General features: G+C 36.5%; 17 protein-coding genes. 11 read left to right on the forward strand and 6 right to left on the reverse strand.

What is annotated here, in order from left to right; all coding sequences use genetic code 11:
* Positions 1-152: 152 nt before the first annotated feature.
* On the reverse strand, positions 153-881 hold the full coding sequence (gene ymfI, locus RRB46_RS05950) for an elongation factor P 5-aminopentanone reductase (protein ID WP_297689127.1): 729 nt from the start codon (positions 879-881) through the stop codon (positions 153-155).
* Positions 882-958: 77 nt separating this feature from the next.
* Between ymfI and RRB46_RS05955 the strand changes: the two genes are divergently transcribed.
* Complete coding sequence (locus RRB46_RS05955) at positions 959-1795, forward strand: aldo/keto reductase (protein ID WP_297689129.1); 837 nt, start codon at positions 959-961, stop codon at positions 1793-1795.
* 47 nt (positions 1796-1842) lie between these two features.
* Here RRB46_RS05955 and RRB46_RS05960 read toward each other — a convergent pair whose 3' ends face one another.
* The 5 genes from RRB46_RS05960 to RRB46_RS05980 all read right to left on the reverse strand — a co-directional run bounded on the left by RRB46_RS05960 (position 1843) and on the right by RRB46_RS05980 (position 6036).
* Positions 1843-2382: an NAD(P)H-dependent oxidoreductase gene (locus tag RRB46_RS05960; protein WP_311537839.1), complete on the reverse strand. Its 540-nt coding sequence runs from the start codon at positions 2380-2382 to the stop codon at positions 1843-1845.
* A gap of 9 nt (positions 2383-2391) precedes the next feature.
* Complete coding sequence (locus RRB46_RS05965; protein ID WP_311537840.1) at positions 2392-3240, reverse strand: pirin family protein; 849 nt, start codon at positions 3238-3240, stop codon at positions 2392-2394.
* Entirely contained in the window at positions 3230-3655 is a 426-nt protein-coding gene (locus tag RRB46_RS05970) for a transcriptional regulator, SarA/Rot family (RefSeq protein WP_311537841.1), read from the reverse strand. Before RRB46_RS05970 ends, RRB46_RS05965 begins: the two co-directional genes overlap by 11 nt.
* Before the next feature lie 157 nt (positions 3656-3812).
* On the reverse strand, positions 3813-5207 hold the full coding sequence (gltA, locus tag RRB46_RS05975; protein WP_311537842.1) for an NADPH-dependent glutamate synthase: 1395 nt from the start codon (positions 5205-5207) through the stop codon (positions 3813-3815).
* The gene (locus RRB46_RS05980; RefSeq protein WP_311537843.1) at positions 5194-6036 is read right to left on the reverse strand and encodes a sulfide/dihydroorotate dehydrogenase-like FAD/NAD-binding protein; all 843 of its coding nucleotides are present in this window, start codon (positions 6034-6036) and stop codon (positions 5194-5196) included. The genes gltA and RRB46_RS05980 overlap by 14 nt, the downstream gene beginning before the upstream one ends.
* A gap of 171 nt (positions 6037-6207) precedes the next feature.
* Here RRB46_RS05980 and RRB46_RS05985 point away from each other — a divergent pair, with 171 nt between their 5' ends.
* The 10 genes from RRB46_RS05985 (at position 6208) to RRB46_RS06030 (ending at position 13443) form a co-directional block, all read left to right on the forward strand.
* Entirely contained in the window at positions 6208-7983 is a 1776-nt protein-coding gene (locus RRB46_RS05985) for an ABC transporter ATP-binding protein (protein ID WP_311537844.1), read from the forward strand.
* Between the two features lie 78 nt (positions 7984-8061).
* On the forward strand, positions 8062-8850 hold the full coding sequence (locus tag RRB46_RS05990; RefSeq protein WP_296127178.1) for a J domain-containing protein: 789 nt from the start codon (positions 8062-8064) through the stop codon (positions 8848-8850).
* An 8-nt stretch (positions 8851-8858) separates the two neighbouring features.
* Complete coding sequence (locus RRB46_RS05995; RefSeq protein ID WP_311537845.1) at positions 8859-9641, forward strand: threonine/serine exporter family protein; 783 nt, start codon at positions 8859-8861, stop codon at positions 9639-9641.
* A gap of 1 nt (position 9642) precedes the next feature.
* On the forward strand, positions 9643-10125 hold the full coding sequence (locus RRB46_RS06000; RefSeq protein ID WP_296127174.1) for a threonine/serine exporter family protein: 483 nt from the start codon (positions 9643-9645) through the stop codon (positions 10123-10125).
* Complete coding sequence (msrA, locus tag RRB46_RS06005) at positions 10122-10604, forward strand: peptide-methionine (S)-S-oxide reductase MsrA (RefSeq protein ID WP_311537846.1); 483 nt, start codon at positions 10122-10124, stop codon at positions 10602-10604. The genes RRB46_RS06000 and msrA overlap by 4 nt, the downstream gene beginning before the upstream one ends.
* 1 nt (position 10605) lies before the next feature.
* Positions 10606-11673 carry a GH25 family lysozyme gene (locus RRB46_RS06010; protein ID WP_297689142.1) on the forward strand — a complete coding sequence of 356 codons (1068 nt, stop codon included), beginning with the start codon at positions 10606-10608 and terminating at the stop codon, positions 11671-11673.
* A gap of 2 nt (positions 11674-11675) precedes the next feature.
* Positions 11676-11897, forward strand: coding sequence for a YdbC family protein (locus RRB46_RS06015; protein WP_106459917.1), 222 nt, complete (start codon positions 11676-11678; stop codon positions 11895-11897).
* A 43-nt stretch (positions 11898-11940) separates the two neighbouring features.
* Positions 11941-12354 (forward strand): EamA family transporter, encoded by a 414-nt coding sequence (locus RRB46_RS06020; RefSeq protein WP_297689145.1) that lies wholly within the window; start codon positions 11941-11943, stop codon positions 12352-12354.
* 32 nt (positions 12355-12386) lie between these two features.
* On the forward strand, positions 12387-13082 hold the full coding sequence (locus RRB46_RS06025) for an aldose epimerase (protein ID WP_311537847.1): 696 nt from the start codon (positions 12387-12389) through the stop codon (positions 13080-13082).
* 76 nt (positions 13083-13158) lie between these two features.
* Entirely contained in the window at positions 13159-13443 is a 285-nt protein-coding gene (locus tag RRB46_RS06030) for a hypothetical protein (protein ID WP_297689149.1), read from the forward strand.
* The last annotated feature ends 26 nt before the right edge of the window (positions 13444-13469 follow it).

Below are 13469 nucleotides of genomic sequence, written 5' to 3' on the forward strand. Positions count from 1 at the left end.
ATGCGGAAGGTCCCTTGGGGCTCCCCCTTGAGACGAAGATTCAATAGTAAATAATAATCATTTATTAAAAGATAAAGTTACGAAGAATAATATTAAATAATAATTTTATCTTGGATAAAAAAACCTAATAACTAGTATATAAATTACTGTAATTAATAAAACCCCCCATTTATATGAATAATATCCCCAGTTATATAAGAAGCCTCATCAGAGATCAAGTACCTTACTAGGCCTGCGATTTCTTCTGGTTTTGCTAGTCTTTTTATGCCTACTTCTTCTTTTAACTGATCGATTTCTTCTGGGCTAAAGTCTCTTTTCATCATGTCTGTATCTACCATGCCTGGGGCTATGGCGTTTACTCTTATATTTGATGGGGCTAATTCTTTGGCCATGGCCTTGGTGAAGGTATTTATGGCGCCCTTGCTTGTGGAATATGATGATTCCATGCTTGCTCCGAAGTCTCCCCAGATTGAGCTGATATTTATGATTACTCCTTCTTTTTTCTCAATCATTTTTGGTATTGCTCTTTTGGAGTTTAGGAAGACCGAATTAAGGTTGGTATTTATTACATCTAGCCACTTATCAAAGGGGGTGTCTTGGATTAGGCCAAAGTAGGATATGCCTGCGTTATTTATTAGGATGTCGACACTTTTGAAATTGTCTTCAATTATTTTAAACATCTCTTCTACCTGGTCTTCATCTGATACATCTGCCCCTATGGCTATTACCATGGGATTTATTTCTCTTAACTCTTTTAAAAGGTCCATGGCTTCATCTTTGCTCTTATTATAATTTATTACGATTTGATAATCTTTTGCAAGGTTTTTGGCAATTGCAGCACCTATTCCCCTGGAAGATCCTGTTATTAATACTGTTTTCATATTTTTATTATAACATATTTACTAAATAGGGTATAAATTTATTGATGATATGATGATAAGAATTCTAAGGAGTAGATATGAAATATTTCAAATTAAATGATGGAACTAAGCTTCCTGCAATTGGTTTTGGGACTTTTAAAATTACTGAAGAAGCTGATATGGAAAGGTCTATTGGCTCTGCAATAGAAGCTGGCTATAGGTATTTTGATACTGCAAAATACTATGAAAATGAAGATTTAGTTGGTAAATACCTTAAAGGTTCTGGTCTTAAAAGGGAAGAAATACAAGTGGCTACCAAGGTTTGGCCTGTAGATTTTGATCCAGATGCTTGCAAAAGATCAATTGACAATTCTTTAAAAAAGCTTGACCTTGATTACATTGATGTTTTATTACTTCATTGGTATGGAGAAGATTTTGATAAGGCTTGGGAGGTTTTTCAGGATTATAGGGACCAAGGCCTTGTTAAATCTATAGGTGTGTGTAATTTTACAATTCCGCAGCTTACAGAACTTATAAGTCTTGGCGAAAAGCCGGTCCTTGACCAGTTAGAAAGTCATTTGTATTTGCAAGATACTGATAATAAAAATTTCCTAATGGAAAATGACATCCTCCACCAGGCTTGGGGACCACTTTCTCAAGGAAAGTCCAATCTTTTGGATGAGAACATCCTAAAAGAAATAGGGGATAAGTATGGAAAAACTCCTGCCCAAATTGCCCTTAAGTGGAATATTGAAAGGGATACCATGGTCCTTGTAAAATCTTCAAATGAGGGAAGGATTAAGGAAAATATTTCTATTTTTGACTTTGACCTTAGCGAAGAGGACATGAATGCCCTTGCCAGCCTTGATAGGAAAGAAAGATTTTCAAATGACCCAGAAAATCAGGAGTGGCTTGATAAGATAAGAAGAGGATAAATAAAAGGTGATGGAGAAAATATTTAAATTTTCCATCACCTTTTTTCTTAGTCTATAAATTTTTTAGCAAAGTCTACGAAAGCATCGCAGGCGCTTTTTACAAATGGTCTTGTCTCTTCGATGAGTTTGCCGTCCTTGTCAAATAATTCGTTTATCTTAGCTAGGTATACTTCTGGTTTGCTCATGGCTATGAGGTCTACACAGGTAAAGGATTGCTTTAGGGCAAGGTTACTTGATACACCGCCCATTGTACCGATTGTTGAGCTAAATACTGTAGCTGGTTTTCCTGCCCAAAGGTTGCCTTCTGGTCCACGAGATCCTATATCGATTGCATTTTTTAAGACTGGGGCAAGGGACCTGTTGTATTCTGGTGTGATAAAGATAAAGGCATCACATTTTTTTACATCTTCTCTAAGTTTGATGTAGGCTGGGTGAATGTCGCCCATGTCTAGGTCTTGGTTATAAAAAGGTGTATCGCTTAGGTCGATGTTATAGGTTTCAACATCTAGAAGTTCTGCTACTTCTTTGGCAAGCTTTTTATTCCATGAATTCTTTCTAAGTGATCCTACTAATAATCCTATTTTCATTTTTTCTCCTTAATCTTCAAATTTTAAATCATCTCTGATGAAGTTGCCATTTCTAAGGTCTAGAAAGGCTTCTTCTAGTTCATCTTGACTATTCATTACAATTGGCCCTGCCCAGGCTACCGGCTCATTTAAGGCCTTGGTGCTTATAAAAAGAACTTGGGCAAAATCACTCATATTTTTGATGGTGACCTTTGTACCATTTGTAAGTTTTGCAGCGGTCTTTTCTTGTATTACTTCACCTTCTATTGATATCTGGCCTAGAAGGGTAAATACCATAATTGAGGCATCATCCTCAGTTTCTACGGTGATTTCTCCATTTCTTTCTAGGTGGATATCATAATAATCAAGGGGAAGGTGGTCGCCCTTAAAGCGTTGGTAATCCTTATAAGATCCTGCTAAAAGCCTGATTTTACCAGAATCAAATTCTATTTCTTGGATATCATTTTTTCTAATAGCATGGTAATAAGGCTTTGAAAATTTATCTGCTTTTGGTAAGTTTAGCCAAAGCTGGACTCCCAAGAGCCTTTCTGATGCAGGAACTTGCTCTTCGTGCAGGATTCCGCTGCCTGCATTCATCCATTGGACCTCTCCATCTGTTATGGTATCCTCGTTTCCAAGGGTATCCTTGTGGACCATTTTCCCCCTGGCAAGGTAGGAAATTGTCTCAATTCCCCTGTGTGGATGTAGGGGAAAGCCTGCTGTGTAATCATCTGGATTTGTGCTATCAAAGGAATCAAGCATTAGGATTGGGTCAAATTCATATACGGTTTGGTTGCCAAGGACTCTTACCAAGCTTACGCCAGCCCCGTCTTTTGTCCTAAAACCGGTTAGCTTGCTTTTTACTTTTCTACTGGTCAATCTTACTTCCTAACTTCTTTAGCAAGGCAAGTAGAGATTTTCTCTCATTTTCTTCAAGCCTTGCCATGTAGGTATTTATCATCTTTTCATTTTCAGGGACTATTTTTTTAATAAGGTCATAGCCATCATTAGTGAGGGAGAGGATACAAATTCTCTTGTCATTTTGATCGGCCTCTCTTTTTATATAGCCCATCTTTTCAAGATTTGATACTACAAGAGAAATGGTGCCGACACTAGATAAAATAGCATCCCTAACCTCGCTTATAGATAATTTGCCCTTTGAAAAAAGCACCTCAAGAACCATAAATTGGCTAAAGGAAAGCCCATATGTTCCTGCGATAGCCAGGGTCCTAGAATCAAGTTCTTTTACATTCTTATGAAGACCTATAAGGATTTTTAAATTATCATTTTCCATATTCACTCCTTAGCTATATCTATATAGATATATCTAACTAGATACATTATACTATAAATTTTTATTTGTAAAATGATTCTCCCTAATAAAATAAAAAAAATATTATTTTCTATTGTAAAAAGGCATGGAGAAAATATTTCTATCCATGCCTTGTATTTTACTTGTCGTTTTTATTTCTTATATATTTATCAATATTTGCTGCAGCTTTTTTGCCTGCTCCCATGGCAAGGATTACTGTAGCTGCGCCGCTTACAGCATCACCACCTGCAAAGACCCCATCTTTTGTGGTCATGGTTGTATCATCTATTATGATTCCGCCCCAGGATTCTGTTTCTATGTCTGGGTTGGTGTGTTTGATGAGTGGGTTTGGAGATTGGCCAATTGAAATTATTACTGATTCAAATGGGACTTCTTCATATTCTCCAGTTGGAAGTGGTCTACGTCTGCCTGATGCATCTGGCTCTCCTAGGACCATTTTTTCAACCTTAACTGCTTTTACCCAACCATTTTCGCCGATGATTTCTACTGGATTGTGGAGGTTCATGAAGTTGATGCCTTCTTCTATGGCGTGGTGGCTTTCTTCAGCCCTTGCTGGCATTTCTTCAAAGCTTCTACGATATACTACTGTTACATCTGCCCCAAGTCTTTTGGCTGATCTTGCAGCATCCATTGCTACGTTTCCACCACCTACTACACATACTTTTTTGCCTACGTGGACTGGTGTGTCATATTCTGGGAACTTGTAGGCCTTCATGAGATTCATACGGGTTAGAAATTCATTTGCTGAGTAGACTCCATTGTAGTTTTCTCCAGGAATTCCTAAAAATGAAGGAAGACCTGCACCTGTCGAGATGTAGATTGCTTCATAGCCCTTTTCCTTTAGGTCATCAAGGGATAGGGTCCTGCCAACTATGACATTTGTTCTAAGCTTAACACCTAGGCCAATTACGTTTTTAAGTTCTGTATTTACAAGCTTTTTAGGAAGTCTAAATTCTGGTATACCATACATCAATACTCCTCCAGCTGTGTGGAAGGCATCAAAGAGGGTTACCTTGTAGCCAAGTTTGGCAAGATCTGCTGCTGCAGTTAGGCCTGATGGACCAGCACCTACAACAGCTACCTTTTCCTTGTTAGCATAAACTTCTACTGGTTTTTTATATTTTAAATTATTGTGATAGTCTGCGACAAATCTTTCAAGCCTACCGATTGCAACTGGTTCACCCTTTCTGCCCCTGGTACATACACCCTCGCATTGGTTTTCTTGAGGGCAGACCCTGCCGCAGATAGCTGGGAGGTTGTTGGTTTCAGAAATTTTTTGGTAGGCTGCTTCTATATCACCTTCTGTGATGAGGTGGATAAATTCTGGAATCTTTACAGAAACAGGACAACCATCCATACAAGGTTTATTCTTGCACTGAACGCAGCGCATAGCCTCTTCTTGAGCCATTTCAAGAGTGTAACCTTGGGCTACTTCTTCAAAGTTTTTGTTACGAACATTTGGGTCTTGTTCTGGCATTTTGACTTTTTCTTGACTCATATTAAATTTGGCCATTTCTTACCTCCCCAGTTAGGTTGCAGATGTGTTCTCTTTCTTCTGTAGCATAGTTTCTAGCTCTATTCATAGCTTCATCAAAATCTACAAGGAAGCCGTCAAAGTCAGGTCCATCTACGCAAGCAAATTTCATTTCTCCGCCTACAGTTAGCCTGCAACATCCGCACATACCAGTTCCATCTACCATTATAGAGTTCATTGACACAGTTGTAGGAATGTCATGTGGCCTTGTGACAGCCACTACATTTTTCATCATGATAGCAGGTCCTATTGTTAGGACGTGGTCGTATTTTTTGCCTTCATTAATTAAATCTTCGAGCACTTGGGTTACAAAACCTTGTCTGCCATAAGATCCATCGTCTGTTGTTATGTATAAATTATCAGAACAAGCCTTTAGCTCGTCTTCAAGTATGATTATGTCCTTATTTTTAAAACCCATTATTACATCGACATTTGCTCCGACCTCATGAAGGTATTTTGCTTGTGGATAGGCTATAGCAGTACCAAGGCCTCCGCCTACAACACAGACGTTTTTGCCCTTAAGTGAATCTAGGTCTGTTGGCACTCCAAGTGGACCTACAAAGTCTAAAAATCCATCACCAGCCTTAAGGCCATCCATCCTCATAGTTGTACCACCGACAATTTGTACAATGATAGTTACGTTTTCTTCGTCAGTTGATGATATAGTAAAAGGCACTCTTTCGCCCTTTTCATCAAGCCTTAGGATAATAAATTGGCCTGGGAGAGCTTTTCTTGCAATCTCTGGGGCTTTAACAACAAATTTGATAGTGTTAGCATTCAAATTTGTCTTTTCAATAATTCTTGCCATTATTCCTCCTCAAATTGAATTTAAAAGCTAGTGGATATAAGCTTTTCTTTACTGATAATATACTATTTTGACAAGGATTAAGCAATGAGCCTGTAAAAAGCAATTTGAGGTGATATATTTATAAAATATAGTATTATAAAGCTATTATTAATAATAAAAGAAGGGAGTTTTATGGAAAAGCAAAAGAGAAAATACACAACCAAATACCTTTTGAAACGCTTCATACCATATTATAAGCCATACAAAAAGGTATTAATACAAGATTTAATAGCAGCAAGTCTTACAACCCTATCAGAGCTAATCCTTCCAATTTTATTATCCTATCTTACAGATTGGGCACAAATTGGAATCCTCGATGGGCCAAGGATAATAAAGGTTGCTATAATATATGCCATAACTAAGTCAATATCAGTAATAGCCAAATACTTCATGCAATCAAGGGGCCACATTATGGGAGCCTTCATTGAAAAGGACATGAGAAGGGATATCTTTAACCACCTCCTAGAGATGGATACAGAATTTTTCAACGAATCAAAGGTCGGTCAGCTAATGACAAGACTTACCTCAGATTTGTTTGAAATAACAGAATTTTCCCACCACGTCCCAGAAGAATTCTTAGTCGGGGCAATCAAACTAATTATATCCTTTATAGTATTGATAAATATTGATATCAAACTATCTTTAATAATATATTTAATGATTCCAATCATGTATATCATGTCAAGAAGGTCTAGGGAGAAATTTAGACAGGCTACATTTGAGACCAAACGTCAAATAGGGGCGATCAATGCAGGGGTAGAGGATACTTTACTTGGCATAAGCGTAGTAAAGTCCTTTGCTAATGAAGGAGTTGAAAAGGGTAAATTTGCCAAGGAAAATTCCAAATTTGCCGATATAAAATCTGACAGGTACTATGCCATGGCTAGATTTTTCATGGTCAAGGATTCTTTTTCAGGTATTATGTATCTACTTTTGATAACTTTTGGTGGCTACTTTGTCGTAAGCGGCGAGATAAGCCCTGGAGATCTTATTGCCTTTACAATGTATCTAAATATGTTAATTGCAACAATTGAAAGGCTAATCAACTTCACCGACACCTTTGAAGCAGGAACTACAGGTATAGAAAGATTTGTAGAAGTAATGAGTCTTGATAAGGATATATTTGATAAAGACAATCCAGAAAATCTCGATGATGTCAAGGGTAAGATTGAATTTGAAAATGTCTACTTCAAATATCCAAACACACCTGATGAAGATCCATATGTATTAGAAGATATGTCATTTAAAATAAATGTTGGCGAAAATATAGCCCTAGTTGGTCCATCAGGAGCTGGAAAGACAACTATTTCTAAGCTAATCCCAAGATTTTATGATGTTGATAAGGGTACTATAAAAATCGACAATACTGACATCAAAGATCTATCAATAGAATCTTTAAGAAATAATATAGGAATAGTCCAACAAGATGTCTACCTTTTTTCAGGTACAGTTAGGGAAAATATCGCCTATGGTAAGGATGATGCAACTGAAGCTGAAATAAAGGAAGCTGCAAGACTTGCAGGGGCAGATGAATTTATAAAAGATTTGCCAGATGGTCTTGATACCTATATAGGAGAACGTGGAGTAAAATTATCCGGCGGTCAAAAACAAAGAATATCAATAGCCAGGGTATTTTTGAAAAATCCACCAATCCTAATCCTAGATGAGGCTACAAGTGCCCTAGATAATAAGAGCGAGGCAATTGTCCAAGCGTCTCTTGAAAAATTATCTAAGGGTAGGACAACCCTAACCATAGCCCACAGGCTATCAACCATAATAAATGCCGATGAAATCCTAGTTTTAACCTATGATGGCATAGTTGAAAGAGGAAATCATAAGGACCTTTTAGATAAGAAAGGTGTTTATTACAATCTATATAATTCCAATAACACAGACTTATTTGGATAAAATTGGCGGAAGGAAGCTTCCGTCTTTTTATTGGTAAAAATCCTTTAAGATGTATAATAAAGGGAGAAAGGGTGACTTATGAAGAAATTTTTTGGAAAGTTCCTTCACGGACTTGCAACAGTAATCGGGACTATTTTTACAGTCCTTATAAATTTTATGAATATTTTAGTAATGACCTTTGAGGGCATCAGATCCCTCCTTGCAGTCGTATTTATGCTGGGTTGTTCTACTTTTATATTTTTGCCAACCTTGCTCCTATTTTTACCATCAAAGGTATGGATGGCAATCTTTGTAATCATGATAATACCAGTTCTAGGACCAAGTTTTATATCATTTTTAAGATATGGAAACTACGTCCTAACCGAATGGATGTATGACAGGGCCAACTCCTTAATTACAGGTAAAAAGCAAGGCTTTGACTCCCTTGGTGATTATTCAGAAAAATATATAAATGATAGGCAAAAGGAAAGACAAAGAGCTGCCGAAGAAGAGGCTAGGGCTCGCCAAGAGAGGATGAATGATTACTTTGAAGATATATTCGGTAACTTCACCTACTATGAAACAAGAGATTTTGGCCAAGGAGATTTTTCTGGCTTTGGTAACTATCAAAACCAAGGTGGATATCAGAATTATGGAGTAAATGACCTAGGTTTTAAGGAAAAATACGAAAAATCTTGTCAAACTTTAGACCTACCTTTAAATACAGACATTTACCAGGTTAAGCTTAATTATAGAAAGCTTGCCAAAAAATACCATCCTGACCTAAATAAAGAGCCAGGTGCTAAGGAGAAATTCCAAGAGGTAAATGCAGCCTATGAGTTTTTAAACGAAGATAATATCAAAAAGTATAAGAATACTTACCTATAGGAAAAATTATGCACGATCAGATAAGAAATGAAGAATCAGCTGTCCTATTATCAGAAATAGCCAGCGATGCTGGTGCCATCATGCTTGAAAATGGTGCTGAGGTTTATAGGGTAGAAGATACAATTGAAAGAATTATAAGAAGTAAGAAAAACACCAAGGATGTGGATGTTTACTCGACTTCCAACGTCATAATCCTTAGTTTTTCCTACAAGAACGAAGTCCACACCAATGTTAGAAGGGTTAAGTCCAGATCAAATAACCTCTATTATATTGATAAGGTCAATAGCTTTTCTAGGTCCTTTTGCAGGGGAGAGATGAGCCTTGAAAATGCTTTAAGGGAGCTTAAAAATATCAAGGAATCTGAAGATAAACCCCTAATTTTTAAGATAGTGGGTGCAGGTATAGCAGCAGGCGCTTATTCACTCCTTTTAAAGGGTGGTATAAATGAGATGTTAATTTCCTTTCTTGTAGGAAGTCTATCCTACTATTTTGCTCACTTTCTTGAAGATAATGGCCTGGGATATTTTGTCGTTAATTACCTTTATGGAGTAATGGTTTCACTGGTAACTATCCTTGCCCTTAATTTTATTGGGGGGATCGAGTCATCTAAGGTTATAATTTCCTCAATGATGGCCTTTGTTCCTGGAATTATGCTTACAAATTCAATGAGAGACTTGATGAGTGGGGATTCAACCTCAGGCTTAACGGGAGCTGTTATTGCAATTTTAATTTCAACAGCCCTTGCTATGGGAGTTGGTACACCAATTACTATTATGAAGCTATGGAGTTAAGATGTTATATATAAAAGAATTTATAATTTCAACTATATCTGCCTTTGGCTTTTCATATGTATTTAATTCTCCTAAAAAGTCAGTCTTAGTTTCAGGACTTAACGCTGGCTTTGGCTGGGTGATATTTAGACTTGTGGAGCAATTTAGCGAATCTGTCTATATAGCTTCTTTTATGTCAGCCTTATTTATAGCCATAAGTTCAGAAGTTTTGGCAAGGGTTTTTCATTATCCAGCAAGCATATTTATCTTCCCTGGTATAATAAATCTTTGCCCAGGAGAAGCGATTTACAACACGATGAGATATTTTATAGCAAATGAGACACCTATGGCCATAATTTCGCTTTATAAGGCCCTTGGTATAGCAGCAGCTATAGCCTTTGGAGTCTTATTGTCATCATCATTTTCCTTATCTTTAAGGACATATAAGGAAAGAAGCCACAGGAGAACAGATTTTTTAAGCATATTATTAGGGAGAAAAAAATGATAGAAGTATATTTAGCAGGTGGATGCTTTTGGGGAGTTGAGGCCTACTTTTCAAATCTTGATGGAGTTATTAAGACAGAAGTAGGCTATGCCAATGGCAAAACTGCCACAACCACCTATGAAGAATTAAAAGTTACAGGCTTTGCAGAAACAGTGAAAGTCAGCTTTGATGAAGAAATCATAAGTTTAAATGAGATATTTGAACATTTTTACTATATAATTGACCCAACAAGCCTTAACAAACAGGGCAATGATGTGGGAAGCCAATATAGGACTGGAATATATTCTAGGTCTGAAGCAATTTTAAAAGCAGCAAGAAACTTTTTAAATATAAAGCAAGAAAATGAAAAAGAGAAAATTATGGTGGAAGTCAAGGTCCTAAATAATTATATTAGGGCTGAAGAATACCACCAAGATTATTTAAAGAAAAATCCAGCTGGCTATTGCCACATAAATCTGGATGATATATTGGAGATATAAGATGAAAATTAGAAAAATATTAGGCCTAGGCCTTGCTCTTTTTTTAGCTGGACCAAGCCTAGCCTTTGCTGACGAAATAGTTTATTATGATAATAGCAATTTGGACAAGATCCTAGTAGAAAATGGGATAAAGGTTGATACAAATAAGATTTCGGAAAGACGTCAGGCAGAAATTGCCAAAAATAACAAGGCTCAAAATCTAACCCAAGAAACTAAAGAGGCCATAAAAGAAGCCAAGGAAGAAAAGAAAGCCCCAGTTCTTTATCCAAAGACAGCTGTCTATTCAAATGTAGTAGATATTTCAGAGCACCAAAAGCCAAGTTCTATCAACTATGATAAGTTTGCCAAAGACATAGAAGGAGCCATCCTTCGTTCATCAATAACAACTTTCAAGGAAGATGAAAAAACTAAGGAAAAGACCTACTATCTTAGAAAAGATTTCACCGTAGATGCCCACTATGAAAATTTAAACAAAAGGGGAGTCCCAATTGGATTTTACCACTATTCAAGGGCTACAAACGAGGCAGAAGCTAGGAAAGAAGCAAACTTTGTCCTAGATTTTGTTAAAGGTAAAAATGTATCCCTTCCAATCTATATAGATATAGAAGATAATCTAAGACAAGCTAAGGCAGGTAGAGAAAATCTATCAAGAGCAGCAGATGCCTTCATAAAAACCATGAAATCCAAGGGCTACTTAGCAGGAATTTATTCCTACCCACATTTTGCCAAAAACCACCTTACTAAAGAAGTAAGAAATAAAAACGAATTCTGGATAGCAGATTATAAGGCTAAAAATTATTCGGGCTATACAGATACCGATTTTGATGTTTGGCAATACGCCCACACAGGAAGGGTAAATGGCTATAATGGCAATATAGACAAAAACGTCCTTTATAAGGATTATCCACTTCTTATTAAGGGCAAGTCTTATAAGCCAATGGAAAAACTTGTCCAAGAGGTATTAGATGGTTATTGGTCATATGGTAAGGAAAGAGAAAGACGCTTGACTTATGCAGGCTATGACTATAATATAATACAAAAAGAAGTAAACAAAAGATTGAGAGGTTAATTATGGCAATTAAATATGATATAGTAGAAAATATCGGTGTCCTATCAACAAATGCTAAGGGTTGGACCAAGGAGCTTAACCTAGTAAGCTGGAATGAAAGAGACCCAAAATACGATATTAGAGACTGGAATGAAGATCACACAAGAATGAGCAAGGGTATAACCCTAAGTGCTGAGGAAGCAGAAGTACTTAAAAATATCCTAGCAGACGAATTTGAAGATTAAAAGCCTCTCCCAAGCCGGGAGAGCTTTTTTATAAGGAGAAATAATGACATATTTTTACGCTCTAATATCTGCAATTTTTGCAGCCCTCACATCAATCCTAGCCAAAGTAGGCATAGGAGATATAAATTCCAACCTAGCCACAGCTATAAGGACCTGCGTAGTCCTAGTATTTTCTTGGATAATGGTTTTCGTTGTAGGTGGCCAGCATGACCTTACACATATATCCAAAAAATCCCTCATATTTTTAATCCTATCAGGCCTTGCCACAGGTATATCCTGGCTAGCCTTTTATAAGGCAATCCAACTAGGAGATGTATCAAAGGTTGTACCAATTGATAAGCTAAGCGTAGTTTTCACAATAATATTTGCCTTTATATTTTTAGGAGAAGTGGCCAGCAAGAAGGCCATAATTGGAGCAATTTTCATAACCATAGGCACCCTTGTCATGGTCTTATAAGATTTGGGTAGAAATAAAATAAAGGAGATTTTATGGAAAAAGAATTAAAAAATCAAAAAATATATTTACAAGTAAATACAAATGGGGCCTACATAGAAAAATTCACCTATGATGGGAAAGATGTATTTTATCCAAAATTTGAGAGAGAAATAAAAGGCGAAAATAAAACAAGAGGTGGCAGCCACCCATGCCTTCCATCTTTTGGTCCAAGCGAGATAAACGACCTTAAAGATCATGGCTATGGAAGAGATAACGAATGGGAAATTAAAGAGATAAGCGATAAAAAAATCGACCTCTATCTTGCAGGAAGATGTGGCTATGAAGGAGTAGATTCCTTTATAAGCTACGAGTTGGGAGAAGATTATTTATTAGCTGAGATAAAGATGGTAAATAGGTCTGATAAGGACCTACCAGTAGCACCAGGCTTTCACCCATATTTTAGAGCAGGAGAAGACTTTAAAGTAGAGGGCCTAGATTTTGCTGATTTTAACCTAGAAGACACTTACTTTTTGGATGCAAGTGAAGTAAAATTTAGGGCGGAAAATTTTAATATAAAAATCACAAGCGATAATTTCCACAAATTTGCCATCTGGACAGATTTCCTAGAAGATTATAGATGTGTAGAACCTTGCTATAATGGCAAGTCCTTCTTAGAGGGCGGTAAGCCTTACATCCTAAAATCTGGCCAAACTTTTAAGGCATCAATGAAAATAAGAATCGAAGACTAAGAAGAATATCCAGGCTCAGGCTTGGATATTTTAAAATTACAATAGTAGAATATTTTCTTTAGAAAGGAAGAAACTTATGAAAAAGAAATTTGATTTTTATGATTTTTTAGTATTTATTTTTGGACTTGTTGGCTTTGGTGGATACTATTTACTTATGACGGAAGTTTTTAAAATCGACCCTTTTAAGAGCTTTGGCCTAATTCCAACCATATATTTTGTAATTTCTGTCTTTACAATGATTAAAGTATACTATATTGTAAATGATAAAATTGGAGATATTTTTTTCCTAACTCACCGCACAGTCCACCTAGTTTCTTATATATTTGGACCAATAATTTTTATTTATGAGAAATTAAATTAGTAACAAGCCGCCTTAGGGCGGTTTTC

The organism is uncultured Anaerococcus sp., assembly GCF_963512375.1.
In the GTDB taxonomy this organism is placed as follows: Bacteria; Bacillota; Clostridia; order Tissierellales; family Peptoniphilaceae; genus Anaerococcus.